Here is a 25908-nt window from a genome sequence, read left to right as displayed (position 1 = left end):
GTGAAGGAGCGAACAGTGGCCGTTGTCGAAGCCGAGGTTGTCGGCGGGGTGGGGCATATCGTCCTGAATCGGCCGGAGGCGCTGAACTCGTTGAACAGTGCCATGATCGACGGTATTCGGGCCGCACTCGATGCTTGGCGCGACGACGACGCGGTTGCATTGGTTCTGGTGACGAGTAGTTCTCCGCGGGCATTCTGTGCGGGCGGAGACATCAAGGCTGTTCGGCAGGCTGTGGTCGAGGGGGATCGTGCGGCGGGTCCACGCTATTTCGCAGCGGAGTACGACCTCGACGAGATCATTGCGCATTACCCCAAGCCGTACATCTCGGTCATCGACGCGGCGGCGTTCGGCGGAGGTCTGGGCATCTCGATCCACGGCAGTATTCGGATCGTCACGGAGAACGCAGTGCTGGCGATGCCGGAGACAGCGATCGGATTCGTGCCGGATGTGGGATCGAGCTATTTTCTGTCGCGGCTTCCCGGTCATATCGGGCGCTATCTGGCCTTGACCGGTACGCGCATCACCGGATCGGATGCGCTTGCGCTGGGTTTGGCCACGCACTTCTGCCCGAGCGACGCAGTGGGTGCGCTCGAGTCGGAGATCCTCGGTGGCACCGATATCGAGGACGTGCTCAGCCGCTACACGATATTGCCAGCGACCGAGTTGTCGTTCGGTGCGGAGGCGGTGGCAGCGGTATTCGACAGGAAGTCGCTCGTCGACATCATCGATGCCTTGCAGTGCGACACACCGTGGTCTCGTGTGACCAAGACCCAGCTTGCGACACTGTCGCCGACATCGTTGATGGCCACGGACGCCTTGATCGCGCATGGTGCTCGGAGCACGTTGCGTGAATGCCTCGACCGGGAACTGCGGGTCGCGACATGGGTCATCGACCAACCGGACTTCGCCGAGGGAGTGCGTGCGGTGTTGGTCGACAAGGACCGAGCCCCGCAATGGAAGCCTCTGGTACTCGAGATGGTGCGACCAGAGGCATTCCAGCAGTTGTTGTGACCGTCAGCGGATCAGCGGTAACCCTTGGCCGGGTTCTGCAGGTCCAGCACGATGGTCTGACCGTTGGAACGCACGTGGATCTCGGGGTTCTGCAGGCCACCCGAGACGAGGTACTCGCCGAGGAGCTGGAGCAGTTCGTCGGGGCCGACGGAGGTGTCGGGCGTGCGGATGTCGCCGGTGCGGCTGCCGAGCTCGTTCTGCGTCAGCCGGCCTGCGATACGCACGGATGCGACGCCCATCGCGGTGCGACGGTCCGGTGCCTGGCCGCGACCGAGCGTCGGCGAGGAGCTGGAGTTGGATCCGTGAGACGTGGAGCGGCCGTTGGTGGGCAGGCCGTGTTCTGAGATCTGATCGCTTGTAGTCACTTCAACCTCGTTCGATTCCTTGGCGGGCTTCTCTGGAAGACGTCGGTCCGCGCGGGAAGGCGTTGACTCCGTGCCGGACGACGTTGCTGGTGTTGGCGTTTTTGCGGACGCCTTCTCGGTGGACGCGGGCGCTACCGACGACTTCTCGGTGGTAGCGGACTCGACCGGCTTCTCGGCGGGGGCTGCCGCCGAAGAATCGGAGCGGGCACCGGCGGGCGAAGCAGAGTCGGACCTGGATGGCGTCGCCAACCGATGGGCGGGAACGCCACCGACCTTGATCCCGGCCAATGGGTAGTTCGATCCCTTTGTCATGTCGTCTTCCACTTCATCGTGATTCCCAGGTGGTTCCGCGCCGAGATGTCACGATCGAGTACCGATCGCAACGAACAACTCGACGTCGAGCACGTGAAAACGTACTCGAAGTTTGTTCGGACACTCTGAGAGTAGCATCACGATTGTTTAAGACGCCATTTTTTGACCGATGTATTTGTTCTGGATCCTGAACCACACCGCGAAACCCCAGGCCACGAACGCCGCATATATCAGATAAAGCACCGCGGACGGGTAGAAGCCGGCGACGATCAGCAGGGGAACGCCCACCACGTCGACCGCTATCCAGATCAGCCAGAACTCGGTGAGACCGCGCGCCATCCCGAAGGTCGCCAGCATCGATCCGGTGAAGATCCACGCATCGGCCCACTTGCCGAACGAGCCGAGGTAGCCGAACAGTTGCGCGAACACCACCGTGCCGACGATCGCGACGACGAGCATTGCCGACCGCTCACGCGCCGTGGCCCAACGCGGAAGCACCGCAGCCCCCGTGCGCTTGGAATCTCGTAGCCAGCGCACCAGTCCGTAGACACTCACGGCGATGAACATCAACTGACGTCCCGCCTGACCGTAGAGATCGAGCGCCTGCGGCGTATGGAACACGCCGCCGAGAAAGACGGTGAACAGCAACGCATTTCCGATGATCCCCACCGGCCATGCCCAGACGACGCGTCGCATTCCGCCGATTGCCGAGGCCAACCCGAAGCCGTTGCCGACCACCTCACGCCACAGCACGGGATGGCCGAACACGCTGAATTCGGCGTTCAGTAGCTCGATCAGCATGAGGCAGCAACGAGCGAGAGCATGCTACTGATCGCCGGCGGCGACGAGTGGCTCCAGGGTCAGCTCGGGCATCTCCTTCTGGAGGTACTGCAAGCGCCACTTGTCGCTCACCAGTGCCAGAAGCGCGCCATCGGTGCGGGTGAAGATCTCGACACCACGCTGACGACCCAGTTCGGCCGCGGAGGCCGCGTCGGTCCGCCGAGCCAGCGAGTACCCGAGGGGTTCCATGCGGGCGTCGACGCCGAACTCGGTCTTCATTCGAGCGGTGACCACCTCGAACTGCATCGGACCGACGGCCGCGAGGACCGGCGACGCGTCGCCGCGAACGTCGTTGCGCAGTACCTGCACCACACCTTCGGAATCGAGTTGCTCGACGGCGCGGCGGAACTTCTTGTACTTGTCTGCGCTGTCGACCCGCAGTGCGGAGAAGTGCTCGGGCGCGAACGACGGAATCGGCGGGAACTCGACCTTCTTGTCGGTGTAGAGCGTGTGGCCCGGGGCGAGTGCGGTGGCGTTGACCAGGCCGACGATGTCTCCCGGGTAGGCGTGCTCGACGGTCGTGCGATCGCGTCCGAACACCGTCAGTGCATATTTGGTGGTGAACGGCTTCTTGGTCTGGGCGTGAGTGACGACCATGCCGCGCTCGAAGACTCCGGAGACGACGCGCATGAAGGCCAGTCGGTCTCGGTGCGCGGTGTCCATGCCTGCCTGCACTTTGAACACGACAGCGCTGAACGGGTCGGTCACCTTGCGCTCGCCGCCCGAGGCGTCTTCACGAGGTCCCGGCGCGGGTGCGAGCGCCACCAGGGTGTCGAGGATCTGGCGGACGCCGAAGTTGAGCATCGCCGAGCCGAAGATCACCGGCGACGTCTGACCGGCGAGGAACATTTCCTGATCGTGCTGCTGGCCGCTCGAGAGCAGCAGATCGCTCTCCTCCACGGCGGTGTCCCAGTCGACGCCCTCGCGTTCGGCGGCGGCCTCGGCCGTCATCAGTTCCTCGGGTGCGATGGTCGCGCCACCGGCGGTGCGGGTGAAACGGATGTAGCTGCCGTCTCGCACGTCGAGCAGACCGCGGAAGTCGCCTGCGATGCCGACGGGCCAGTACAGCGGCGTCGGGGTGAGGCCGATCCGTGACTCGATCTCGTCGAGCAGTTCGAGGGGTGCCTGGCCAGGGCGGTCCCACTTGTTGATCACGGTGATGACCGGAATGCCGAACTGACGGCACACCTGGAACAGCTTGAGGGTCTGCGGTTCGAGGCCCTTCGCTGCGTCGATGAGCATCACGGCTGCGTCGACGGCCGTGAGCACGCGGTAGGTGTCCTCGGAGAAGTCGGCGTGGCCGGGAGTGTCGACGAGGTTGACGACGTTGGTGATCTCGACATCGGGGGAGGTTTGATAGTTGAACTGCAGTGCGGTCGAACTGACCGAAATGCCGCGCGCCTTCTCCATTTCCATCCAGTCGGAGACGGTCGATCGCCTGCCTGCTTTGCCGTGGATGGCACCGGCCTCGGAAATGACGCGCGCGTGCAGTGCGAGGGCCTCGGTGAGTGTCGACTTGCCTGCGTCGGGGTGAGAGATCACCGCAAATGTTCGACGTCGGGCGACCTCGGTCTCCACTTCGGTTGCCGGGTTCCGAGACGAGCCGCCGTTCGATCCGGACCCTTCGAGCGTTGCATCGACGTCGGGGGTACTGGACGGGGTACTCACTGAAACCTCATTCTTCTGGCAAGGGCTGCACCGACAAGGGTCATCGGGCAGAAATCCGGCGGTCGAATTCATAGGATACGCGGCCTGTTGTGCCCCGCGATCGGGGCAGGACTGCCTAGTGTGAAGGGTGGGGCGGGGCTGACCTCACGAGGAGAAGCGCGTTGAGCAAGTTCACCGAGGAGATGTTCGAGACGGCGAGCTCGAGCAAGCGTGGTCTGGTCACCGGCGAGCCCGACGAAGCGCTGCGGCAGTCCTGGGGAGAAATTCACGAGCAGGCGCGTCGTATGGCGGGTGCTCTGGCCGATGCGGGCGTCGAACACGGAGATGCCATCGGCATTCTGGCGGGCCAGCCCGTGGACATCGCGCCTGCGTGCCAGGCGACGTGGATGCGCGGGGGATCGGTGACGATGCTGCATCAGCCGACACCGCGAACGGATCTGGCCGTGTGGGGCGCGGACACCGAAACCGTGGTGCGGATGATCGCGGCCAAGGCGGTGATCCTCGGGCCCCCGTTCGACATCGCCGCGCCGGTGCTCGCGGAGCGCGGCATCACGGTGCTCTCGATAGCGGACATGAAGACCGGTCGCGACATCGATCCGGTACCGACGGCCGAGTCCGATATCGCGTTGCAGCAGCTCACATCCGGTTCAACCGGTTCGCCGAAAGCGGTACGGATCACGCACGAGAACTTCTACGTCAATGCATACGCCATGATCGATCGCATCGAGTTCGACGTCGATTCCGATGTGATGGTCAGTTGGCTGCCGCTGTTCCACGACATGGGGATGGTGGGTTTCCTGTCGGTGCCGATGCAGGTCGGTGCCGAGGTCGTCAGCATCACGCCCCTGGACTTCCTGCGCTCCCCGCTGTTGTGGGCCAAGCTCATTCACAAGTATCGCGGAACCGTCACGGCGGCACCGAATTTCGCGTACTCGTTGCTCGCCCGGAGACTGCGTCAGGCCGAGGACGATCTGGATCTGGACCTGTCGACGCTGCGGTATGCCTGGAACGGAGCCGAACCGGTCGATCCGGAGACCATGATCTCGCTGGCCGAGGCAGGCGCTGCATACAAGCTCGATCCGCTCGCGCTGGCACCGGTGTACGGGATGGCGGAAACGACTCTTGCGGTGTCGATTCCGGATCCGGGGCGGGGGCAGGTGATCGACGTGGTCGACGCGGACCTGCTCGAGACGTTGGGGCGCGCTGTCCCCTCCACCCGGGGAAACACCCGATCCCTCGCCACTCTCGGCAAATTCGTTCCCGGTCTCGAGGGTCGCGTCGTGGACAAGGAGGGGCAGGTGCTCACCGCTCGCGGCGTCGGCATCATCGAGGTGCGGGGTAAGGCGGTCACGCCCGGATACATCACCGTCGACGGTCCGGTCTCGACTCTCGACGAGGACGGCTGGCTCGATACCGGCGACGTCGGCTACATCACCGAGGACGAACTGGTGGTGGTATGCGGACGTATCAAGGACGTCATCATCATGGGTGGCCGCAACATCTATCCCACCGACATCGAACGGGCTGCAGGCACCGTCGCGGGTGTGCGACCGGGAAATGCCGTCGCGATTCGGCTCGATGCCGGGGACAAGCGCGAAAGCTTTGCTGTGGCAGTGGAAACCAACGACATCGGCAATCCGGACGAGGTCAAACGCATCGAACGTGAGGTGGTCCACGCGGTGCACTCGGAGGTGGGGGTGCGGCCGCGTACCGTCGCCGTGCTCGGGCCGGGCAGTATTCCGAAGACATCGAGCGGCAAACTGCGACGAGCGAACTCGGCGTCGCTGCTGAACTGACGCGGCTGGAGACCTCACACCCTTTGTGCCGGGTGCGCGCGTGTGCTCGGTGGCGAGAACGGGCGCGCACCTCACAACAGGGGTGTGAGGTTCAGCGTGGATGCACCCTGTTCTGCGCTGCTTCGAGGCCGGCCGAGAGCAGTAGCTCTGCGGCATCGGCAGCTTCTTCGACGACGACGCCGAGATCCTTGCGCTCGGCTGCGGAGAACGGTTTGAGGACGAACGACGCCGGATCCATTCGGCCGGGTGGCCGCCCGACGCCGACGCGAACCCGCAGGTAGTCCTTGGTGCTCAGGTGCTGGGAGATCGAGCGCAGTCCGTTGTGGCCGCCCTCGCCGCCGCCGAGTTTGAGTCGGAGAGTGCCGAAGTCGATGTCCAATTCGTCGTGGACCACCACGATGTTCGCCGGTTCGATGGAGAAGAAGCGCGCCAACGCCGCCACCGGTTGGCCCGAGAGATTCATGAACGTGCGCGGCTTGGCGACGACCACGGAGCGAGCGCCCAGGCGGGCCTGCACGATGTCGGAGTTGGACTTCTTGTGCGAGGAGAACGTCGACCCGACGCGTCCGGCAAGCGCGTCGGCGACCATGAAACCCACGTTGTGGCGGGTCTTTTCGTACTGTGGGCCGGGATTGCCCAGCCCGATGATCAGGGCAGGCGCTTCGGGGTCAACACTCACGGTCTCGATTGTCTCATCACGCCTTCGAAACGAACGGCGCGCCGCTCCCGGGGGAGACGGCGCGCCGTTGTACGTGCTGGGGTGGAATCAGCTCTCGTCAGAAGACGCTGCTTCTTCCTGGGTCTCGGCCTCGCCGGTCTCGGAGACAGGCTCGGTGCCTTCGCCCTCTGCCTCGAGCTCGTCCTCGGACGGTGCCTCGACGACGTTGACGAGCAGGAGCTCCGCATCGGAGATCAGCACGACGCCGTCGCCGAGCTGCAGGTCACCGGCGGTGATCTGCGTGCCGATCTCGGCATCCTCGACGGAGACGGTGATGGACTCCGGGATTTCCAGGGCGTCGGCTTCGATCTCGACGTAGGTGGAGTCGACGGTAACCAGCGTGCCGGGAGCGGCGTCGCCCTCGACGACGACGTTGACCTCGACGGTGACGCGCTCGCCCTTCTTCAGGACGAGGAGATCGGCGTGCTCGATGGTGCGACGGATCGGGTGCACGACGACCGACTTGGTCAGTGCGACCTGCTCGGCACCTGCGATGTCGAGTGTCAGCACAGCGTTGGTTCCGCTGTTACGGAGCACGGCTGCGAACTCGCGCGCGTCGAGAGCGAGGTGGCGGGGATCGGTGGCGTGTCCGTACAGAACGGCGGGGACGAGGCCGTCGCGACGTGCGCGGCGAGCGGCACCCTTGCCGAATTCGGTGCGGACCTGCGCGGTGAGATTGTTTACCTTCGATGCCATGGTGCTACTGCTCCTGATTGCTGTGATCTGTGGTTCGTGCGGCTACTTCGTCGGGCGGTCAAGCTCGTCGGGGCGGACACGTACGAGCGCGGCCAACGGGGCCGAGCCGCGTCGATAACGGTGGATCCGGAAATCGTGGATCTACCCTCGCCGAGACAACCTGGAAGACAATACACGATGCTGCGCAGTGGCTTGGTTATGTGCCCCCTGGGGCACCTACGCGTGCCATTGCGAGCGCAGCGAGCAACTCGGCAGCCACCGACCGCGCCACCGCGATCGCATCGTCTCGTCCCCCTGCGGTCCCCATCACGACGGCACCTTCGTGCAACAACGACAACCGGGTTCCCAGGTCTTCTGCATCGGGGTATCCGGCCTCCGTCGCCAGCCGCGCAAACAATGATCTCGTCCACGCCTTCTCGGATTCGATGATCGCGAGTACGGGGCTGTCGGTGCCGCCGAACTCTGCGAATGCGTTGACGAACCCGCAGCCGCGACGGTTGCCGCGCATCCAGGCATCGAGTGCGTCGTACACCCCGAGGATGCGGGTGGAGCCGGGTTCGAGGGTGTCGACGTACTGCGTGACGTGCTCGCACCACAGTCGGTATCGACGAGCGAGATAGTGCTGCACCAGGCCGTCCTTGGAGCCGAAGCGGTCGTACAGGGTTTTCTTGGTGGTGCCGGCTTCCTCGGCGATGAGGTCGACGCCGACGGCCCGGATTCCGTGGGCATAGAACAACTCGCTGGCGACGGTGAGGATGCGTTCGCCGGCGGGGGTGAGCGGCTTGTCGAGCATGGTTGCCTTTCGAAAGCGCTGGTCAGTCTGGGGTGCACTGCGAGTATACAGACCTGTATGTTTACATCTGCTCATGAAAGCAAATGTCGATGTCTTCGCGGGAACAGCCCTGGTGGTGCTGTGGAGTTCCGGGTTCATCGGTGCCGAGCTCGGCACGGCCGAAGCGCCCGCTCACACACTGCTGGCCTGGCGCTACTCCGCAGCTGCGGTGCTGCTCGTCGCCTGGTGTTGGTACCGGCAGCTGAGACCGACCTGGCACGCCATCCGAATCCACACGATCATCGGCCTGCTCTGCCAGGTCCTGTACCTCGGTGCCACCATCACCGGCATCGGGATGGGCGTGCCGCCCGGAGTCTCCGCGTTGATCGCGGCGCTGCAGCCGCTGGTGGTCGCGGTGGCGTCGAGCGGAGTCTTCGGCGATCGCATCGGGCGAGTGCAGGTGCTCGGGCTGCTCGTCGGAGTCGCGGGAGTCTCGATCGTCGTGGCCGGCGACCTGTCTGCTGCCGGTCTCTCTTGGCCGGTCTATCTGCTACCGGTCGCCGGAATGCTGGCGTTGTCAGCGGGAACCATCGGCCAGCGAACACTGGCACCGAAGGAGCCGATCGCACTGTCGATGGCCATCCAATGTTCGGTCAGTGCGGTGAGTTTCATGACCTGGAGCGTGCTGGCGGGAGATGCAGCGCCACCGATGACGGGTGGTTTCGGGGCGGCCATCGTCTGGACGGTCGTGCTGTCGACCTTCGGGGCGTACGGCGCGTTCTTGTACGTGGTGCGCCGTAGTGGACCCACCCGCGCCAGCGTGCTGCTCTACCTCACGCCGCCGACGACGATGCTGTGGGCCTGGCTCATGTTCGGCGACGCGATCACCTGGTTCGGAGTCGCCGGACTGATGGTCTCGGCAGTCGGGGTCGCGCTGTTCCTGCGCAGACCCCAGGTGAGCGGAAGTATCGATCGGATTTCCTGTCACTCACCTGCCAGCGCAGCGAGCATCGTGTCCAGTTCTGCGAAGGTGACGAAATAGTGCGCAGATGCGCGGACGACGGAGTCCAATCCCCGGTCCGTCATGTCCAGTCGCGTCGAACTGCGGTAACTCACTCGCACGCTCACACCCTGCTCTCCCAGCCGGTCGCGAACAGCCTCGGGCTCCTCACCGTCCACGGTGAACGAGACGATGCCGCTCTTGCGATCGCCGAGATCGCGCACGGTCACTCCGGGAATCTTCCTGAGTCCGGTGCGCAGGTATTCGGCACGCTCGACCACGGCCTGCTCGACCTGATCGATGCCGAGTTCGAGCAGATAGTCGACGGCAGCACCGAGTGCCAGCCTGGCGGCCACGTCGCATTCCCAGAACTCGAATCGTGTGGCGTCGTCGGCCACGCGATACCTCTGCGCGTCGATCCACTGCGCGCTGTGCAGGTCCAGAGCCGGGGGATGCAGCGTCGACGCCAATCCAGGACGCACATACAGAAATCCTGTTCCGCGGGGCCCGCGGAGCCATTTGCGACCGGTGGCCGACAGAGCGTCGACACCGAGTTCCTCGACGTCGACGCGCAGCTGCCCGATGGATTGGCAGGCGTCGAGCAGGACCAGTGCGCCGTGTCGGTGGGCGAGGTCTGCGATGGCGCGGGCGGGGTTGACCAGCCCACCGTTGGTGGGCGCGTGCACCACCGAGATCAGTTTCACGCGATCATCGAGCATCGCCTCCAGGGCCCGGACGTCGATTTGCCCCGACTCGTCGCTCGCTATCACCTCGACGGTCGCTCCGGTGACCTCGGCGCGGTGTAGAGCGGAGATCGCGTTGCTGGCATATTCGGCCTCGCACAGCAGGATTCGGTCACCGGGTGCCAGCGGCACGGAGTAGAAGAAATCGGTCCAGGCGCGCGTCGCAGAATCGGACAGTGCAATGCTCGACGCCTGCGCTCCGATCAAGGTTCCGATCGAGGTCTTGACGGCAGCGAGCTCGGTCGCTCGTTCGGCCGCGGCGGAGTAGCCACCGATTTCTGCTTCCCGACGCAGGTGCGCGACGGCGGTGTCGACAACGACGGTGGGGGGAAGCGAGGACCCGGCGCTGTCGAGAAATACTCGACCCGACGACCCAGGGGTATCGCGGCGAATGCGGTCGTGATCGAGCATCGATTGTCCTTACTCGTGGATCAGGCACGAACTCTCGGGCATCAGGGTTCCACAATCGGTAGCCTCGATCGGAGGCGGGATCACCGCGTTTTCGATCCTCGCAGCTGGGTACGTTCGGAAGCAGAGAACGTGTTGAGTGCGGAAGGTAGGAACGGCAGTGTCTTCCAACGAGAAGTCCCTCGGGCTGAGTTCGCGCCCAGCAGCAGAGGCATACATATCGAAGGTGTGCTTCAAGCAGGGTCCACCGGCTCTGATCGGTGTCGAACTCGAGTGGCTCACCGCCCTCGATGACGGAACGCGACCCACGCTCTCTGCTCTGTCCGCTGCGCTCGGTGTCCACTCCCCACGCAGCCTCGATCCTCGGTCACCCGCCCTGACGTTGCCGGGCGGAAGTATCGTCACCGTCGAACCCGGCGGCCAAGTCGAATTGTCCAGTTCGCCTTGTACATCCGTTTCTCGTCTCGAACCGATGCTCGACGCCGATGCGCGGTTGTTGCACGACCTGCTTGCCGATGCCGGCATCACGATCCTCGCCGCTGCGGCCGATGTCGATCGCGCTCCCGAGCGGCTGCTCACACTGCCGCGGTACTGCGCGATGGAGACTCGGTTCACCACCATCGGCCCTTACGGCAAACTGATGATGTGCAGTACCGCTGCGGCGCAGGTCAGTGTCGACGCCGGTCGTGATCGGGCCGAGATCGGCGCGCGGTGGCGCATGCTACACGTCATCGGCCCGGCGTTCGTGGCCGCGTTCGCGCGCTCTCCGAAGCTCGCAGGCGCGCCCGCCGGGAACTGGGTATCCCAGCGGATGCGGACCTGGCTCGAACTCGATTCCAGTAGAACCGATTCCACCAGAACGATCGCCTCCGATACTGCAGATCCGATCGCCGAGTATGCGCGGTGGGCGCTCGACGTTCCGCTGTTGTGCATACAGGGCGTCACGCAGAATTGGGAAGCACCCGCGGGGACGACGTTCGCGCACTGGCTCGATGATCCCGATGTCGTGGGACGGCCGCCCACGTACGGCGATCTCGATTATCACCTGACCACCTTGTTCCCCCCGGTGCGGGCCTGCGGGCACCTCGAGATCCGCTATCTCGATGCTCAGCCGGACGGGCAATGGGCGGTTCCCGCGGCGGCATTCGAGGCGCTGTTGTCCACTCCACAACTCGTGGCCCGTGCCACCGAGATCGGTGCCGAGACGGCCGGGCGGTGGCTCGACGCGGCCCGCGTCGGACTCGCGGATCGCGATCTGCGCACGGCTGCAACCGGATTGCTGAACCTCGCGGCGGAGTCCAGCGGCGAGTACGCCGAGCAACTGTCGGCCGCGTCCCGCCGGTGCCGTTCCGGCCTGCCGCCCAGCGAATTCGACGCGAGGTCGGCAGCATTCGAGAGTCGAAAGGAATCGGTGTGAGCCCCGAACAACTCAGGAACCGGATCGAGACGGTCCTCGTGCGAAGTCGAAACCGCAGTGCTGCGCTCACCGACTGCATCGACGAGACCGAACTGATGGCGCAGCACTCGCCGCTGATGAGTCCGCTGGTCTGGGATCTCGCCCACATCGGGAGCCAGGAGGAGCTCTGGCTCGTTCGCGACGTCGGTGGCCGTGACCCCGTGCGTCCCGATATCGACGAGCTGTACGACGCATTCAAGCACTCGCGTTCGTCACGCACCTCGCTGCCGTTGCTCACTCCGGAGGAGGCGCGTGCCTACGTCCAGACTGTGCGCGACAAGGCCTGGGATGTGCTCGACCACAGCACTTTCGAGGGTAGGCCGGTGGAGAAACACGGCTTTGCGTTCGGCATGATCGCTCAGCACGAGCAGCAGCACGACGAGACGATGCTCGCGACCCATCAATTGCGTTCGGGGCCCGCGGTTCTGACGGCTCCTGCTCCGCCGGACCCGGAGGTGCCGGTATCGGGTGAGGCGGTCATCGCCGGTGGCCCGTTCTCGATGGGGACCTCGCTCGACCCGTGGGCACTGGACAACGAGCGGCCTGCTCATGTCGTGCATGTGCCGACCTTCGCGATCGACCGAGCCCCGATCACCAACGGGCAGTTCATGACATTCATCGCCGACGGTGGTTACGAACGCCGCGAACTCTGGTCCGAGAGGGGCTGGCAGCATCGCCTCGACGCCGACCTGACTGCTCCGCAGTTCTGGGAGACCGACTCCGACGGCACGTGGTGGCGTCGCAGCTTCGGGGTACGCCGGCCGGTGCGAACCCGGCAACCGGTGGTGCACGTGAGTTGGTTCGAGGCCGATGCGTACGCCCGCTGGGCAGGCAAGCGGCTGCCGACGGAGGCGGAGTGGGAGAAGGCGGCGCGGTTCGACTCCGAGACGCGAACCAGTCGCACCTACCCGTGGGGCGATGCCGAACCCACTGCGGCGCATGCGAATCTGAATCAGCGTCACCTCGAACCAGCAGATGTGGGCGCATACCCGGTCGGTGCGTCTGCGGCGGGCGTGCATCAGCTCATCGGCGACGTGTGGGAGTGGACGTCCTCGGATTTCGAGCCGTATCCCGGGTTCGAGGCGTTCCCGTACGCCGAGTACTCCGAGGTGTTTCTGCGCGGGGACTACAAGGTGTTGCGCGGTGGATCTTTCGGCACCGACGAGGTGGCGTGCCGGGGCACGTTCCGCAACTGGGATCATCCGATCAGGCGGCAGATCTTCAGCGGATTCAGGTTGGCTCGCGACGTGGAGCACAGCTGAATGTGCCGACATCTCGGGTACCTGGGGGTGGACACCTCGGTGGGGTCGCTGCTGACCGAGGGTGACCATTCGCTGCGGGCCCAGTCCTACGCGCCGAGCGAGATGCGTGGCGGTGGCACCATCAATGCCGATGGATTCGGTGTCGCTTGGTGGGACGGCGACCGAGCCGCGCACAGCTATCGCAATCCGATGCCGATCTGGACCGACCCTGCGGTCGACGACGCCTTGCGTCAGATCCGGTCGGGGGCTGTGATCGCCGCGGTGCGTTCGGCAACGGTCGGCATGCCGGTCGAGCGCAGCGCCTGTGCTCCGTTCACCGACGGCCGATGGGCGTTCAGCCACAACGGTGTGGTGTTCGGCTGGCCGCACTCGATGGCCGAATTGTGGTCGGAGGTACCGCCGATCGACGCCTTGGCATTGCCCGCGCCCACCGATGCCGCCGCCCTGTGGGTCGTGTTGCAGAACCTGCTGCGTACCCACGATCCCGAGTCGGCTCTCCGGATTCTGGTTCAACGCGTCGAGGCGAAGTCACCGGACGCCAGATTGAACCTGCTGCTCGCCGATGGCGAGACCCTGTACGCCACAGCGGCTTATCACTCGCTGTCCGTGCGGCGAACCGAAGACGCGGTCATCGTTGCGTCCGAGCCCCTCGACGATCATCCGGACTGGACCCCCGTCGATGATCGACGCATGGTTGTCGCCACGAGAACCGATGTCACTGTCTCCCGCCTGTAGCCCATCGAAGGAGCGTCATGAGCACCATGGATGTACATCTGGCAGATTCGGCCCTGGTCGAGGAACTGCGCAAGGACGTGCGGGACGGGCTCACGGCCGATTCGAAGTGGCTCTCGCCCAAGTATTTCTACGACGCGGTGGGTAGCGAGTTGTTCGAGCAGATCACGGAGCTGCCTGAGTACTACCCCACCCGCACCGAGCGCGCGCTGCTCGAGGCGCATGCCCTCGACATCGCCGAGGCAACCGAATCCACGATGCTGATCGAGTTGGGCTCCGGCTCGTCGGAGAAGACGAAACTGCTTCTCGCTGCGGGCGTCAAGAACGGTTCGCTGAAAACTTATGTGCCGCAAGATGTATCCATTACAGCGCTCGAAGGGGCAATCGAGCAGATCTCGCGGGAGTTCCCGACCCTTCACGTGCACGGCATCGTCAGCGATTTCACCGACACCCTGCACAATCTTCCGTCGGGGCAGGGGAGAACCATCGCCTTTCTCGGCGGCACTCTGGGCAACCTCATCCCCGAGGAGCGCAAGGAATTCCTGGGTGCCATCGCAGGCGCCCTGGATCCCGGAGAGTACGTGCTGCTCGGTGTCGGTCTGGTCATCGACCCGTCGGTTCTCGTTCCCGCCTACGACGACGCGGCAGGTGTGACGGCGAAGTTCAATCGAAACGTGCTCTCGGTGATCAACTCTCGTCTCGGTGGCGACTTCGATCCCGATGCCTTCGAACATGTCGCGCTGTGGAATGCAGAGAACGAGTGGATCGAGATGCGGTTGCGGGCACGCTCGCCGCAGCACGTGCACATCGCCGAGCTCGATCTCGATGTCCGCTTCGATACCGGCGAGGATCTCCGCACCGAGATCTCGGCAAAGTTCCGCCCGGAAGGCATCACCGAGGAACTGGCCGCAGCGGGGTTCGGCGTCGAGCATCTCTGGTCGGACGCAGAATCTCGGTTCGCGCTGGTTGTGGCCCGTCGAGTGAACGAGCGCTGACCTCTCGGCGTCAGCGCGCACACCTGTCGCAGATGGCGGGACCTGCACCCACGCCTGAACCCGCTGCGGCCGGCCGGATTCGGTAGCCGACCGGCCGCGCTCGTGGTCGTTCGAAAGGGGCCGAACGAGGGATCAGGCCACGGCAATCCCGTCGATCTCGATCATCTGACCCGGGACCGCCAATCGGGATACCTCCACCATGGTGGTGGCCGGAGTGACTCCTGCGGCAAGCAGTCTCGACATCAGTACCCCGTAGTGCCGAAACAGCAGGTCGATGTCGGTGGTGTAGATCCCCAGCTTCACGAGGTTCGAAATCGACATGGCGGCCTCGGCGAGCACCGCATCCAGATTGTCGAGAGCGAGCGACAGCTGGGCTGCCATGTCACCTTCGTGCTCGGGGGCGCCTTCGCTGTTCATGGCGGTCTGCCCGGAGCAGTACAGAGTCCGGCCGGGATCGGTGACGAGTGTGCCCTGCTCGAACCCGAGGGCCACCGACCATTGCACAGGATTGATCGCAGTTCGTTCCATGGTGTGTTCTCTCCGTCTCGCGTCAGGACTGGTACGTGAGAAGGTTGACAGCAAATCACGACACCCACTGTCGTGTATTTCGGTACCGTTCTCGCATGCGCGCCGACAGGCTGGTCTCGCTGGTACTTCTGCTGCGTCAACGCGGCCGAATGACGGCCGACGCCCTCGCCGCCGAACTCGAGGTGTCGACGCGCACCGTGCTCCGCGACATCGACGCACTCTCGACCGCAGGCGTCCCCGTCTACGCCGAGCGCGGCAGGCGGGGAGGGTTCGCCTTGTTGCCCGGCTTCAGAACCGAATTCCCCGGTCTCAATCACGACGAGGCGCTGGCGTTACTTGCAGCCCTCGAATCGAGCGGCGGAGAGCGCACACTCGGCCTCGGGTCGGCCGTCGCGTCGGCCCTGCGAAAGGTGATGGACGCGTTGCCCGACGGCCATCACGACACCGCACGAACCTCAGCTCGCCGGTTCCTCATCGAACCCGAGGCAGACCTGCTCTCGCGTCGCACGACTACCGAGCAGATACCCGCCGACGTCATCTACCCTGTGCGCAGAGCGGTGCTCGACGGAAAGAAGCTGCACATCCTCTATGCCCCGACAGGCCGAGATGCGCAGTGGCGCACGGTGGACCCCATAGGACTCGTCACCGTGCGAGGCCAGGGCTACCTGCTGGCCACCCGAGACGGCGAAGACCGCACCTACCGACTCTCTCGGGTGCAGGACGCCGAGGTGCTCACCGAACCGGCACAACGGCCGGACAGCGTGCATCTCGGCCGGATGTGGGTCGAGCGCGGTACCCGATTCAGGAACGGCGGCGACCCCGTGACGGTGTCGGCGCTCATCGATCCGAGGCGACGGGAAGAACTGGCAGAGACCGCATTGACCGTCACCGACGAGGAACTCGACGGTGACGGTCGGTTGCGGATGACCCTGACGTTCCAGGATGCGCGGCATGCAGAGTGGGCGCTGTGGCAACTCGGTACCGACGCGGAGGTCATAGGGCCGCAGTCGGTGCGGGATGGTCTGTACGGCCGGGCCCTGGCAATCGCCGAACGCTACGGACCTCGAGATCAGGCGTCCGCCAACGCGAGTACCGGCGAGATCTGATTGGCCCGACGCGCCGGGGTCAGCGAGGCACCGAGGGCGAGCAGTCCACCGCACAGCACGGTTCCGGCGATGACCGCCCACGGCAGCGTGGGTGCGGTCAGACCGCGGTCGCTCAGAGATCCGAGAAGCGATTGTGCTGCGGCCCAGCCGTAGACGATGCCGAGGATCAGCCCGAAGCCCATCGACGCGACCACCATCTGCGTGCTTTCCGAGACGATCATCGACCGAATCTGCCGACGGGTGAATCCGAGTGCCCGCAGTAGACCGATCTCGCGGGTGCGCTGCAGGATGCTCAACAACAGGTTGTTCACCATTCCGACCGCTGCGATGACGGCCGAGAAGCCGATGAGCCCGGTCATGATCCCGACGGTCACGGTGAGAACCTGCCCGACGGTGGCCTCGTCGTACTCGTCGACGAGCATCGTCCGGTAGCTGTACATGGCGACCGCGAACGTGGTCACCAACGTGACCCCGATCAACAATCCCACCGCAGTGCGAGTACTTCGATCCGGATAGCGAAGTGCATTGGCGGACGCCAGACGTGCTGCTGGGCCACGGCCCGACAGTCTCCCGACCAGCCGCAGCGTCGCGGGAAGAATGCGGTACGCGCCGACCATGACGCCGGTGAACGACGCGACACCACCGACAAACGCCACCAGGACGCCGCCCGGGTTGACCATCCCTATCAGAACTCCGAGACCGAGCAGTGCCACACCGCCTGCGATCAGCACGATCGAGAGGGCGGTTCTGATTCGACGCGATCGCGGAGCTTCGACGCCGGAGTCGACGGCACCTCCGGTGGCCTGGACGGGTGTGACGTCCAGAACCTTTCGAGACCCCACGTACGAGGCGAGGGTCGTCGTGAGCACCACGGTCACGACAGGCAGAACCACCAGCGGCTGAACGGACGTGTACGACACATCCGGCAACTGCCCGGTCGAGACCGCGACAGCCCGAGCCAGATGGCTGGCACCGATCCCCAGAACCATACCTACTGCGCCGCCGAACAATCCGACGACGAGCCCTTCTCCGGCCACCGATCGACGCAGGTCTCGGGAGCGGGCACCCAACAGTCGTAGCAGCGCGATGGTGCGGGTGCGGCCGGCGACGATCGTCGCGAACGTGTTCGAGGTGACCACCGCCGCGACGTATAGTGCAAGTCCGATGAACACCAGCGCGACGCTGTACAGCGCGGTGATGGCAGCGCCGTCCGTGTCCCCGAAGATGTCGACCAGAAATGCGGTCGCCTGAATCAACACGACACCGAAGAACGACGCGAGGGCAGTCACCAGAATGCTGGCCCCGTGTTCCTTCGAGGCCCGAGCAGAAGTGGGCACACTCATCGGACGCGCTCCATTCCCAGCATGTAGCTCGAAATCTCTTCCGCGCTCGACCGCCCGAGCTCGTCGACGATTCGGCCGTCGGCGAGGAAGACGATGCGATCGGCGTAGCTGGCTGCGATGGGATCATGAGTGACCATCACGATCGACTGCCCGTATTCGCACACCGCTGCGGCGAGTAGACCGAGAACCTCACGCCCGGTGCGGGAGTCCAGGTTGCCGGTGGGCTCGTCGGCGAAGATCAGGTGCGGGCGCGTACCCAGTGCGCGAGCGATGGCGACGCGTTGCTGTTGTCCACCCGAGAGCTGATGGGGACGGTGATTCACGCGTTCCTGCAAACCGAGCGTGGCGATGAGCCGATCGATCCAGGCGGACTCCTGCGCAGTCGGTGCTCGGCCGTCGAGCTCGAACGGCAGCAGAATATTTCCTCTGACGTCGAGGGTCGGAACGAGATTGAACGACTGGAAGATGAAGCCGACCTGCTTGCGTCGCAATGTCGTCAGAGCATCGTCGTTCGCGGAGGTGATATCTGCGCCGGCCAGCATCAGTTGCCCCGAGCTCGCGTTGTCCAACCCCGCCATGACGTGCATGAGGGTCGATTTGCCGGAGCCGGACGGTCCCATGATGGCGGTGAACCGGCCGCCGTGGATGTCGAGGGAAACGTTGTCGAGGGCGCTCACCGGGTTGGCCGCGTCGCCGAAGTACTTGCTTATCTGGAATGCCCTGGCGACCAGGGGAACTGTTGTCGTCATGGTCACAACGCTAGGAACGGACGAACCCGAAGTAATCAGGCGCGAGTCTTCGCGTCGTACATCTCGAGGATGATGTCGGTGTCAGTCCCGAGGTCACGGGGAGTTCAGCCCGTGCTCGAAGGCGTACACCACCAACTGCACCCGGTCGCGGAGGTGGAGTTTGGCGAAGATGCGGCTGATGTGCGTCTTCACGGTCGCCTCGCTCAGGTACTCGCGCTCGGCGATCTCGGAGTTGCTCAACCCCCGTGCGGTGAGCTCGAACAGTTCCTTCTCGCGTGCTGTCAGGGACGCGAACTCCGCCGGTACCTTCGGTTGCGCGGGGCTCGGGGTGAAGTGCGCCAGCAAGCTCGTCGTTGCCGACGCGGCGATCACCGAGTTACCTGCATGGACGGTGCGGATCGCGGCGAGCAGAAACTCCGGATCCGCATCTTTGAGCACGAATCCACTTGCTCCCGAACGAATTGCCCGTGCTGCGCTTTCGTCGAGGTCGAACGTGGTGAGAACCAGTATTCGCGGAGGGCTGTCGGAGGCCGCCAGTATCTGCTCGGTGGCGGCGATACCGTCGAGCACCGGCATTCGGACGTCCATGAGCATCACGTCCGGTGTCGCCGACGCGGCCAGCTCGACGGCTTCTACGCCGTTGCCTGCTTCCCCGACGAACTCGAGATCGGACTGTGAGGAGATGAGCATACGAATGCCGGCCCGGAACAACTGCTGATCGTCGACCAGCGCAACTGCGATGCGATCGGAACTCACGTGATGCCTTTCGCTTGTGGGGTGCCTGCCGGTAGCCACGCCGTGACAGTCCAGTACGAACTGTCGCCGGCGGCGGTGCAGAGACCACCGGACAGGCTGGCGCGTTCTTTCATCCCTGCTACTCCGTGGCCGGAGGATTCCGGTGCTGTGCGACCGGGGACCACACTGTTGCGCACGGTCAGTTCGACGCCCTCGGAGTTGGATTCGATGCCGACGGTCACCGGCCGGGTCGTGTCACCGTGACGCAGGGCATTGGTCAACGATTCCTGCGCGATGCGGTACAGCGCCAGGTGCGTTCCGGCACCCAACGAGACCCCGGATGCGTCGATCGAGGAGTCGATGCTCAAGCCGGTGGACCGCATTTGATCGCACAGACGCTCGAGGTCGCCGGGGCCTGGGGTCGGCAGATCCCCTTGGCTGTGGCGCAGCTGTCCCAGGAGTACTCGTACGTCGGACAACGCGTCGCGGGCGGTATCGGAGATGGTGGTCAGCGCGGTGTCCACTGCTTCGGGGTCCACCGAACGCACGTACCGCGCGCCGTCGGCCTGAGCGATCACCACGGCCAGTGAATGCGCCACGATGTCGTGCATGTCGCGGGCAATTCGGTTGCGCTCTTGCTCGATTGCCACTTCGTGCTCGGCACGGGCCTGATGCACCTCGGCGAGCTCGCGGGCGTGAGCGGACTCGATGGCGGTGCGCCGCGCATACGCAAGGCGTCCCAGTGCCCACGACAATCCCAGCATTGCCCAGAGACCGACAAGCAGTAGGGCGAACTGAGCCAGGCGCGGCTCCTGGACCGCTTCTTCCGTGGGGTTTCCGAAGGGGTTGCCGTCGACGTACGCCAAGTACAGGGCGGCGATCAGTCCGCCGAGGACGGCAGAAACGAGCCCGAGGCGTCGAACCAGGTTGTCTCCGTACGCTGCCGAGCAGTACAGAATTGCGAATATCGCGGTGTTCGCCGAGAGCGGGAGCACACCGGCAGTCATCTGCACGATGGCGAGCACCCAGGCGAGCGCCAACGACCATCGCGGTGAGAGACGTCGAATGGCAAGGGCTACGCCGAAACCGACCAGTACTCCCGCGCCGGCGGAACCGGAAGGTCCGTTGAGGGTGGACGCGAGCAGCAGCAGAACGAATACGACGGCGTAGGCGGCGTCGAGCACCTGCCGTGAGATCGAACGCTTGCGCAGCACTCGATCAGACTACGTGGATCAGTTGGTGCGCCTGCGAGCCTTCTCCAGGGCGGCGAGGGTCGTCAGCACGGTGGTTCGCTGACGTTCGAGATCCTTCATGCGAGCACGGGCAGGGAGGCCCTGTGCTCCGTCGAGTGCACTGATCTGCTCGTCGACGGCGGTGAGCTGTCCCAGCAACTTCTCCACGCGGGACTGCAGTTCGATTGCGTCGATCCCGGTGACACCGGCCTGAGACTTCTTGGCCGGTGCCTTCGCCGGAGAGGCAGACGTCGTGGATGCCGGTGCGCTCACAACTGCAGCAGCTCTGGGGCGCAACGCTTTGCGGACTGCAGCGGCATCGGGGAGCTTCTCGAGGCGGATGCGGTTGAGCACTTCCCGTGCGTCGCGCGCGGTGACGCGGTACTCGCGCTCCTCCTCGTCCTCGGACGCGAGCGTGCCTCCCAGGGGCCGCAGACCGTACATTCCGATGAAATGCTTGGCCTCGTCGATGACGGCTTCCTTCTCACGGCACAGGCCACACCGCGGCTCGTTGCGGAAGGTCTCGACAGAGTCGGTGCTACCGCACCAGACGCATCCGCCCGGTGTCCATCGAGCAATTCTGACCGTTGTGGTTCCAGCCGGGCCGTGGGGGGAGTCTGCGTCGATCACGACGAGTCATCTTAGGTGACAACGAAACCCGCCCCACACACCCCCACCTCGCGAGCTGCATGTTTCGATCGTCGACGTGACGTAGTTCATGCAGGGCGGGTAGGGATCGTGTGGGGCGGGTTTGCGGATCGAGCGAAACAGACTGGATGTTATGCGGGAGTGGAGCCTGCGGAACGACCCGGTTTTAGGCGGGAGTGGAGCCTGCGGAACGACCCAGTGTCAGGCGGGAGTGGAGCCTGCGGAAGGACTCAGTATTAGGCCGAGCCGTTGAAAAGGCTGGTGACCGAACCGTTTTCGAAGACCTCGCGGATGGTGCGGGCCAGCAGCGGCGCGATCGAGAGCTCGGTCAGCGTGGAGAATCGCTTCTCGTCGCTGATCGGCAGGGTGTTGGTGACGACAACTTCCTTGGCTCCGCAGTTGGCGAGTCGCTCGGCGGCCGGGTCGGACAGCACACCGTGGGTGGCAGCGATGACGACATCGCCTGCGCCTGCTTCCTTGAGCACCTTGACGGCTCCGGCGATGGTGCCTCCGGTGTCGATCATGTCGTCGATCAGGATGCAGGTGCGGCCCTCGACCTCGCCGACGACGCGGTTGGACTTGACCTGGTTGGGCACCAACGGATCACGCGTCTTGTGAATGAACGCCAGCGGTGCACCGCCGAACGAGTCCGCCCACTTCTCGGCGACGCGGACGCGGCCCGAGTCGGGGGAGACGACGGTGATGTGCTCGAGGCTGTACTTGCTGCGGATGTGATCGGCCAACTGGCTGTGGGCGTGCATGTGATCGACGGGGCCGTCGAAGAAGCCCTGGATCTGATCGGTGTGCAGGTCGACGGTGATGATGCGGTCGGCACCTGCGGTCTTGAGCAGATCCGCGACGAGGCGGGCGGAGATGGGCTCGCGGCCGCGGTGCTTCTTGTCCTGGCGGGCGTACGGGTAGAACGGCAGGATCGCGGTGATGCGCTTGGCGGATCCACGCTTGAGCGCGTCGATCATGATGAGCTGTTCCATCAACCAGGTGTTGAGCGGGAACGGGTGCGACTGCAGAACGAATGCGTCCGACCCGCGGACCGACTCCTCGAAGCGAACGAAGATCTCGCCGTTGGCGAAGTCACGTGCCGTCTGCGGCGTGACGTCGATTCCGAGTTCCTTGGCGACCTGCTCGGCCAACTCCGGATGTGCTCGACCAGAAAACAACATCAGGTTCTTCTGGTTGTCGATCCAATTAGGGGTGGTCACTGCTCTTCGCCGTCCTTTTGTTCGTACGCGTGTGCCGACTCGGCTGCCCGAGCACGTGCCGCAGCGTCTGCTGATGCCGTGCCGGGACGCTTTTTCTCGACCCAGCCGTCGATGTTGCGCTGGGAACCAGCGGAGACGGCGAGCGCCCCCGGTGGTACATCGTTGCGGAGCACTGTTCCGGCTCCGGTGTAGGCGCCGTCTCCCACTCGAACAGGAGCCACGAACATGTTGTCCGAGCCGGTCCGGACGTGGGAGCCGACCACTGTCCGGCTCTTGTTCACGCCGTCGTAGTTCACAAAGACGCTCGAAGCGCCGATATTGGTGTGATCACCGATCGTCGCGTCGCCGACATAGGTCAGATGGGGGACTTTGGAATGATCGCCGATCGTCGAGTTCTTCGTTTCCACGAAGGTGCCGATCTTGGAGCCGGTACCGACGCGGGAGCCGGGACGCAGATAGGCGAACGGCCCGATGGTGGCATCCGGTCCGATCACGGCCTGCTCGGCGTGTGTGCGGACCACCGAGGATCGTTCGCCGATCTCGACGTCACGCAGAGTCGAATCGGGCCCGATGATCGCGTCGTCGCCGATATGGGTCTTGCCGTGCAACTGGACGCCGGGTTCGAGGCGGACGTCCGCACCGAGGGTGACATCGATGTCGATCCACGTGGTCGACGGGTCCACCACGGTGACGCCCGCGCGCATGTGCCGCTCGATGATGTGGCGATTGAGTACCGACGTGACATGAGCCAACTGCACTCGATCGTTGACGCCCACCACCAGGTCCGGATCGGCGAGCTGGGTGCCGTAGACGGCTTTGCCGTCGGATTTGCTGATCTTGACGACGTCGGTCAGGTACAGCTCGTGCTGGGCGTTGGCGGTGCTGAGCTTGCCCAAGGCGGTCCGCAGTGCCACCGCGTCGAATGCGTATACGCCGGAGTTCACCTCGCCGATCAGCACCTGAGCAGGGGTGGCGTCGGCATGTTCGACGATCTCGGCCACTTCGCCGTCGTCGGTGCGGACGATGCGGCCGTAGCCGTTCGCGTCATCCGGAAGGAAGGTCAGCACCGTCGCGGCCGCAGGCCGGGGAGCGCTCAGATGCTCGTCGAGCAGGGCTTTGAGCGTGTGTCCGTCCAACAGGGGAACGTCGGCCGCCGTGACGAGGATCGTGCCCTCGAAATCGTCCGGCAATGCAGTCAGACCGCATTGCACCGCATGTCCGGTGCCCAACTGTCGATCCTGAACGGCGGTGTGAATGCTGCGGCCCAGGGTGTCGGCGAGATCGTGCACAGCGGCGGACACTCGCTCGCGATCGTGTCCGACGACGGTCACGAGATGGTCGGGTCCCAGGTCGGCGGCCGCGTGCAGGGCGTGCGCGAGCATCGTGCGGCCCGCCAGAGGATGCAGAACTTTCGGAGTCTTCGAGCGCATGCGGGTGCCTGCACCCGCAGCGAGAACGACCACGGCGGTCTGCACAGGCATTGAGCTCCTCAGGCGGTAACGCTAAGACGGCATGCATGAATAATGTTGCTCGCTCCGCCGCCAGGACTCGAACCTGAACTATCTGAACCAAAATCAGAGGTGCTGCCATTACACCACGGCGGATAATCGGCCAGCGGTGTTGCCAGTGGCCTACGAACCGAACGACGCGTTCGTCAAGCCGCTGCGCTCCCACTGAGCGCAACGATCCTCGCATGAGAGGTGGCGGTGAGTCGAACCGCAACGGATAACAGACCGACTACGTCGTTCCGGCAGGCCCCCGGTTCGGACGCGTCGGGTCGTTCCGCAGGCTCCACTGTCGCCGCGCGAACGGGATGGATCGGGCGTCGCTAGTCTTGAACCGACGTCGACTCCGGCGTCGGGACATGCACAGGTCGGCAACGGAAGCGGATATCCATGTCAGGCGCAGCCTCCGAGCAAGAACGCACAACCAGGGTCCGAATGACCGGTACTCAACGGCGCGAGCAGTTGATCGAGGTGGGTCGGACTCTGTTCGCCGAACGCGGTTACGAGGCCGCGTCGGTCGAGGAGATCGCCGGACGGGCCAACGTGTCCAAGCCGGTCGTCTACGAACACTTCGGCGGTAAAGAGGGCCTGTACGCCGTCATCGTCGATCGTGAGATGTCGACTTTGCTGGGCATGATCACCAAATCGCTCGACCTCAATAGATCCCGGATCCGCGTCGAGCGCGTCGCACTCGCGCTGCTCACCTACATCGAGGAACGGACCGACGGTTTTCGTATTCTCGTGCGCGATTCTCCTGCCACTGCCGAGGACGGAAAGTACTCGTCGTTGCTCAACGAGGCCATCGGGCGTGTCGGGCCCATGCTGGCCGAGGACTTCTCGCGCCGCGGTCTCGATCCGGAGTTCGCGCCGATGTACGCCCAGGCCTTGGTCGGGATGGTGTCGATGACGGCACAGTGGTGGCTCGACGTGCGCACTCCTTCGAAAGAAGTGGTTGCCGCGCATGTGGTCAACCTGTGCTGGAACGGTCTGACAAACCTGGAGGCCGAGCCTCGATTGACCGAGTATTGAGTACCCGGTTTCGTCTCCTCGGGGAGAAAGTGGGAGTAACGTCCCCTTTGTCGGCCATGAGTGCTGTGTGACTCCGGTCATAGGGCTCAAGCGGACCGATGCACGTTGGTATGAGACGTAAAGCCGCTCAGTGGTACCGTTCGGGCGTAATTTGCGCAGTGGCAGTACAGAATTGCGAAGGCGGATCCCCATGGTCAGGCAGGCTCGCGCTGAAATCACCCGCGACACCGTGCTGGCTGGCGCAGCGCATGTATTCCTGCGCCTCGGGTACGCGAACGCGAGTCTCAGCGAGATCATCTCTCAATCCCAGGTCACCAAGGGTGCGCTCTACTTCCATTTCGGTTCCAAGGAAGAACTGGCGCGCGCAGTGATCGACGAGGGCAACGCGCGTCTGACAACCGCGTGCTCGCAGTTCAACGACGGCCGCATCCCCGCCCTCGAGGCCGCGATCGGCATCTCGTACATCGTCGTCGACCTGTCGGTCAGCGATCCCATGGTCTCGGCCATGCTCCGGTTGAGTCATCAGATCGGCGACTACCGGGGTACCGAGGGCAACGTCATGGCCGGATGGAGCGAATCGTTCGACCGGCTCGCCGCCCAGGCCATCGCACAGGGCGATATCGATCCCAACTCGGACTCGCGGACCATCGGCTCGCTTGTTCTCGAGATCCTCACCGGCGTGCACATGGTGGCGGTCGCCACGTCCACCACCGAGGAACTGCCCTCGCGGATGGAACGTCTCTGGTACTACCTGCTGCCTGCGCTGGTGCCTGCCAACAAGCTCGACTACTTCCGCGAGTTCGCTGCGCGCCGAGTCATCCGCTTCGGACCGTAACTCACGAGTTCTCGGCAACGAATTGCGCAATGTCGTCGCGCAGTCGATCGGGATGCTCGACGCAGCTCTGACGTAGCCCGTCGGTATCTCCCGGCTGCTGGCCTGTCGGTGTACTCCCATAGACTCGTTCACGACTGTGCGTGAGCAGCCATCGCCTCGACACGCTTGTAGGAGTATTGCTGTTGTCTTCCGATTCTCTGCCTG

The 25908-nt window shown here is 64.5% G+C and carries 26 protein-coding genes and 1 tRNA gene; 11 read left to right on the top strand and 16 right to left on the bottom strand.

Annotation, left to right across the window (positions count from 1 at the left end; genetic code table 11):
- The first annotated feature begins 15 nt into the window (after positions 1-15).
- Positions 16-1011: an enoyl-CoA hydratase/isomerase family protein gene (locus ACOQFP_RS25070; protein ID WP_421585817.1), complete on the top strand. Its 996-nt coding sequence runs from the start codon at positions 16-18 to the stop codon at positions 1009-1011.
- An 11-nt stretch (positions 1012-1022) separates the two neighbouring features.
- Here ACOQFP_RS25070 and ACOQFP_RS25065 read toward each other — a convergent pair whose 3' ends face one another.
- A complete protein-coding gene (locus tag ACOQFP_RS25065; RefSeq protein WP_241256956.1) occupies positions 1023-1376 on the bottom strand; it encodes a hypothetical protein in 354 nt (117 codons plus the stop codon).
- Between the two features lie 70 nt (positions 1377-1446).
- On the opposite strand from ACOQFP_RS25065, the gene ACOQFP_RS25060 reads away from it, so the two are divergent.
- Positions 1447-1671, top strand: a complete 225-nt coding sequence (locus ACOQFP_RS25060; protein WP_241256957.1) for a hypothetical protein — start codon at positions 1447-1449, stop codon at positions 1669-1671.
- A 164-nt stretch (positions 1672-1835) separates the two neighbouring features.
- Here ACOQFP_RS25060 and pnuC read toward each other — a convergent pair whose 3' ends face one another.
- Positions 1836-2489 carry a nicotinamide riboside transporter PnuC gene (gene pnuC / locus ACOQFP_RS25055; RefSeq protein ID WP_341244438.1) on the bottom strand — a complete coding sequence of 218 codons (654 nt, stop codon included), beginning with the start codon at positions 2487-2489 and terminating at the stop codon, positions 1836-1838.
- Between the two features lie 24 nt (positions 2490-2513).
- Complete coding sequence (locus tag ACOQFP_RS25050; RefSeq protein ID WP_421585841.1) at positions 2514-4106, bottom strand: peptide chain release factor 3; 1593 nt, start codon at positions 4104-4106, stop codon at positions 2514-2516.
- A gap of 251 nt (positions 4107-4357) precedes the next feature.
- On the opposite strand from ACOQFP_RS25050, the gene ACOQFP_RS25045 reads away from it, so the two are divergent.
- Positions 4358-5992, top strand: a complete 1635-nt coding sequence (locus ACOQFP_RS25045; RefSeq protein ID WP_206490118.1) for a fatty acyl-AMP ligase — start codon at positions 4358-4360, stop codon at positions 5990-5992.
- 91 nt (positions 5993-6083) lie between these two features.
- Here the strand turns inward: ACOQFP_RS25045 and pth are convergent, their stop codons facing one another.
- The 3 genes from pth to ACOQFP_RS25030 form a co-directional block, all read right to left on the bottom strand.
- Positions 6084-6671 carry an aminoacyl-tRNA hydrolase gene (gene pth / locus ACOQFP_RS25040; RefSeq protein ID WP_421585816.1) on the bottom strand — a complete coding sequence of 196 codons (588 nt, stop codon included), beginning with the start codon at positions 6669-6671 and terminating at the stop codon, positions 6084-6086.
- 87 nt (positions 6672-6758) lie between these two features.
- On the bottom strand, positions 6759-7406 hold the full coding sequence (locus ACOQFP_RS25035) for a 50S ribosomal protein L25/general stress protein Ctc (RefSeq protein ID WP_206490120.1): 648 nt from the start codon (positions 7404-7406) through the stop codon (positions 6759-6761).
- Between the two features lie 196 nt (positions 7407-7602).
- Positions 7603-8199: a TetR/AcrR family transcriptional regulator gene (locus tag ACOQFP_RS25030; protein ID WP_421585815.1), complete on the bottom strand. Its 597-nt coding sequence runs from the start codon at positions 8197-8199 to the stop codon at positions 7603-7605.
- A 73-nt stretch (positions 8200-8272) separates the two neighbouring features.
- Here ACOQFP_RS25030 and ACOQFP_RS25025 point away from each other — a divergent pair, with 73 nt between their 5' ends.
- On the top strand, positions 8273-9220 hold the full coding sequence (locus ACOQFP_RS25025) for a DMT family transporter (RefSeq protein ID WP_421585814.1): 948 nt from the start codon (positions 8273-8275) through the stop codon (positions 9218-9220).
- On the opposite strand, the gene ACOQFP_RS25020 is transcribed toward ACOQFP_RS25025, so the two are convergent.
- On the bottom strand, positions 9163-10332 hold the full coding sequence (locus tag ACOQFP_RS25020) for an aminotransferase class V-fold PLP-dependent enzyme (RefSeq protein WP_421585813.1): 1170 nt from the start codon (positions 10330-10332) through the stop codon (positions 9163-9165). The genes ACOQFP_RS25025 and ACOQFP_RS25020 overlap by 58 nt on opposite strands.
- Positions 10333-10489: 157 nt before the next feature.
- On the opposite strand from ACOQFP_RS25020, the gene egtA reads away from it, so the two are divergent.
- Genes egtA through egtD form a run of 4 tightly spaced genes read left to right on the top strand, consistent with a single transcriptional unit; the run spans position 10490 to position 14774 of the window.
- On the top strand, positions 10490-11746 hold the full coding sequence (gene egtA / locus ACOQFP_RS25015; protein WP_421585812.1) for an ergothioneine biosynthesis glutamate--cysteine ligase EgtA: 1257 nt from the start codon (positions 10490-10492) through the stop codon (positions 11744-11746).
- On the top strand, positions 11743-13047 hold the full coding sequence (gene egtB, locus ACOQFP_RS25010) for an ergothioneine biosynthesis protein EgtB (RefSeq protein WP_421585811.1): 1305 nt from the start codon (positions 11743-11745) through the stop codon (positions 13045-13047). Before egtA ends, egtB begins: the two co-directional genes overlap by 4 nt.
- The gene (egtC, locus tag ACOQFP_RS25005) at positions 13048-13782 is read left to right on the top strand and encodes an ergothioneine biosynthesis protein EgtC (RefSeq protein WP_421585810.1); all 735 of its coding nucleotides are present in this window, start codon (positions 13048-13050) and stop codon (positions 13780-13782) included.
- 17 nt (positions 13783-13799) lie between these two features.
- Positions 13800-14774, top strand: coding sequence for an L-histidine N(alpha)-methyltransferase (egtD, locus tag ACOQFP_RS25000; RefSeq protein ID WP_341244444.1), 975 nt, complete (start codon positions 13800-13802; stop codon positions 14772-14774).
- A gap of 132 nt (positions 14775-14906) precedes the next feature.
- Here the strand turns inward: egtD and ACOQFP_RS24995 are convergent, their stop codons facing one another.
- Positions 14907-15302, bottom strand: coding sequence for a RidA family protein (locus tag ACOQFP_RS24995; protein ID WP_421585809.1), 396 nt, complete (start codon positions 15300-15302; stop codon positions 14907-14909).
- A 95-nt stretch (positions 15303-15397) separates the two neighbouring features.
- On the opposite strand from ACOQFP_RS24995, the gene ACOQFP_RS24990 reads away from it, so the two are divergent.
- On the top strand, positions 15398-16408 hold the full coding sequence (locus ACOQFP_RS24990) for a helix-turn-helix transcriptional regulator (protein WP_421585808.1): 1011 nt from the start codon (positions 15398-15400) through the stop codon (positions 16406-16408).
- Here the strand turns inward: ACOQFP_RS24990 and ACOQFP_RS24985 are convergent.
- From ACOQFP_RS24985 to ACOQFP_RS24950, 8 genes are all read right to left on the bottom strand, one after another.
- The gene (locus ACOQFP_RS24985; RefSeq protein WP_421585807.1) at positions 16372-17751 is read right to left on the bottom strand and encodes an FtsX-like permease family protein; all 1380 of its coding nucleotides are present in this window, start codon (positions 17749-17751) and stop codon (positions 16372-16374) included. The genes ACOQFP_RS24990 and ACOQFP_RS24985 overlap by 37 nt on opposite strands.
- Entirely contained in the window at positions 17748-18500 is a 753-nt protein-coding gene (locus ACOQFP_RS24980; protein ID WP_421585806.1) for an ABC transporter ATP-binding protein, read from the bottom strand. The genes ACOQFP_RS24985 and ACOQFP_RS24980 overlap by 4 nt, the downstream gene beginning before the upstream one ends.
- A gap of 93 nt (positions 18501-18593) precedes the next feature.
- Positions 18594-19256, bottom strand: coding sequence for a response regulator (locus ACOQFP_RS24975; protein ID WP_421585805.1), 663 nt, complete (start codon positions 19254-19256; stop codon positions 18594-18596).
- On the bottom strand, positions 19253-20449 hold the full coding sequence (locus ACOQFP_RS24970) for a sensor histidine kinase (protein ID WP_421585804.1): 1197 nt from the start codon (positions 20447-20449) through the stop codon (positions 19253-19255). Before ACOQFP_RS24970 ends, ACOQFP_RS24975 begins: the two co-directional genes overlap by 4 nt.
- A gap of 18 nt (positions 20450-20467) precedes the next feature.
- The gene (locus ACOQFP_RS24965; RefSeq protein ID WP_421585803.1) at positions 20468-21097 is read right to left on the bottom strand and encodes a hypothetical protein; all 630 of its coding nucleotides are present in this window, start codon (positions 21095-21097) and stop codon (positions 20468-20470) included.
- Positions 21098-21351: 254 nt separating this feature from the next.
- A complete protein-coding gene (locus ACOQFP_RS24960) occupies positions 21352-22335 on the bottom strand; it encodes a ribose-phosphate diphosphokinase (protein WP_206490134.1) in 984 nt (327 codons plus the stop codon).
- Positions 22332-23816 (bottom strand): bifunctional UDP-N-acetylglucosamine diphosphorylase/glucosamine-1-phosphate N-acetyltransferase GlmU, encoded by a 1485-nt coding sequence (gene glmU / locus ACOQFP_RS24955; protein ID WP_206490135.1) that lies wholly within the window; start codon positions 23814-23816, stop codon positions 22332-22334. Before glmU ends, ACOQFP_RS24960 begins: the two co-directional genes overlap by 4 nt.
- A 52-nt stretch (positions 23817-23868) precedes the next feature.
- Positions 23869-23939 (bottom strand) — tRNA-Gln (locus ACOQFP_RS24950).
- A 291-nt stretch (positions 23940-24230) separates the two neighbouring features.
- Between ACOQFP_RS24950 and ACOQFP_RS24945 the strand changes: the two genes are divergently transcribed.
- Together ACOQFP_RS24945 and ACOQFP_RS24940 are read left to right on the top strand one after the other, a co-directional pair.
- A complete protein-coding gene (locus tag ACOQFP_RS24945) occupies positions 24231-24869 on the top strand; it encodes a TetR/AcrR family transcriptional regulator (protein WP_206490136.1) in 639 nt (212 codons plus the stop codon).
- Positions 24870-25059: 190 nt separating this feature from the next.
- A complete protein-coding gene (locus tag ACOQFP_RS24940) occupies positions 25060-25704 on the top strand; it encodes a ScbR family autoregulator-binding transcription factor (RefSeq protein WP_206490137.1) in 645 nt (214 codons plus the stop codon).
- Positions 25705-25908 lie beyond the last annotated feature (204 nt).

It is taken from the genome of Rhodococcus sp. MALMAid1271, from assembly GCF_049195265.1.
GTDB lineage: Bacteria > Actinomycetota > Actinomycetes > Mycobacteriales > Mycobacteriaceae > Rhodococcoides.
The sequence above is the reverse complement of the archived record's forward strand: the minus strand, read 5'-3'. Positions and strand labels throughout refer to the sequence as shown.

Excerpts from the sequence above, each read along its gene's own strand:
- ACOQFP_RS24945 (WP_206490136.1), top strand. The coding sequence starts at position 24,231 with ATGTCAGGCGCAGCCTCCGAGCAAGAACGCACAACCAGGGTCCGAATG.
- ACOQFP_RS24995 (WP_421585809.1), bottom strand. The coding sequence starts at position 15,302 with ATGGAACGAACTGCGATCAATCCTGTGCAATGGTCGGTGGCCCTCGGG.
- ACOQFP_RS25030 (WP_421585815.1), bottom strand. The coding sequence starts at position 8,199 with ATGCTCGACAAGCCGCTCACCCCCGCCGGCGAACGCATCCTCACCGTC.
- ACOQFP_RS25020 (WP_421585813.1), bottom strand. The coding sequence starts at position 10,332 with ATGCTCGATCACGACCGCATTCGCCGCGATACCCCTGGGTCGTCGGGT.
- ACOQFP_RS24990 (WP_421585808.1), top strand. The coding sequence starts at position 15,398 with ATGCGCGCCGACAGGCTGGTCTCGCTGGTACTTCTGCTGCGTCAACGC.
- ACOQFP_RS25025 (WP_421585814.1), top strand. The coding sequence starts at position 8,273 with ATGAAAGCAAATGTCGATGTCTTCGCGGGAACAGCCCTGGTGGTGCTG.
- ACOQFP_RS24980 (WP_421585806.1), bottom strand. The coding sequence starts at position 18,500 with ATGACGACAACAGTTCCCCTGGTCGCCAGGGCATTCCAGATAAGCAAG.
- pnuC (WP_341244438.1), bottom strand. The coding sequence starts at position 2,489 with ATGCTGATCGAGCTACTGAACGCCGAATTCAGCGTGTTCGGCCATCCC.
- egtD (WP_341244444.1), top strand. The coding sequence starts at position 13,800 with ATGAGCACCATGGATGTACATCTGGCAGATTCGGCCCTGGTCGAGGAA.
- glmU (WP_206490135.1), bottom strand. The coding sequence starts at position 23,816 with ATGCCTGTGCAGACCGCCGTGGTCGTTCTCGCTGCGGGTGCAGGCACC.
- ACOQFP_RS25035 (WP_206490120.1), bottom strand. The coding sequence starts at position 7,406 with ATGGCATCGAAGGTAAACAATCTCACCGCGCAGGTCCGCACCGAATTC.
- ACOQFP_RS24940 (WP_206490137.1), top strand. The coding sequence starts at position 25,060 with ATGGTCAGGCAGGCTCGCGCTGAAATCACCCGCGACACCGTGCTGGCT.
- egtC (WP_421585810.1), top strand. The coding sequence starts at position 13,048 with ATGTGCCGACATCTCGGGTACCTGGGGGTGGACACCTCGGTGGGGTCG.
- ACOQFP_RS24985 (WP_421585807.1), bottom strand. The coding sequence starts at position 17,751 with ATGAGTGTGCCCACTTCTGCTCGGGCCTCGAAGGAACACGGGGCCAGC.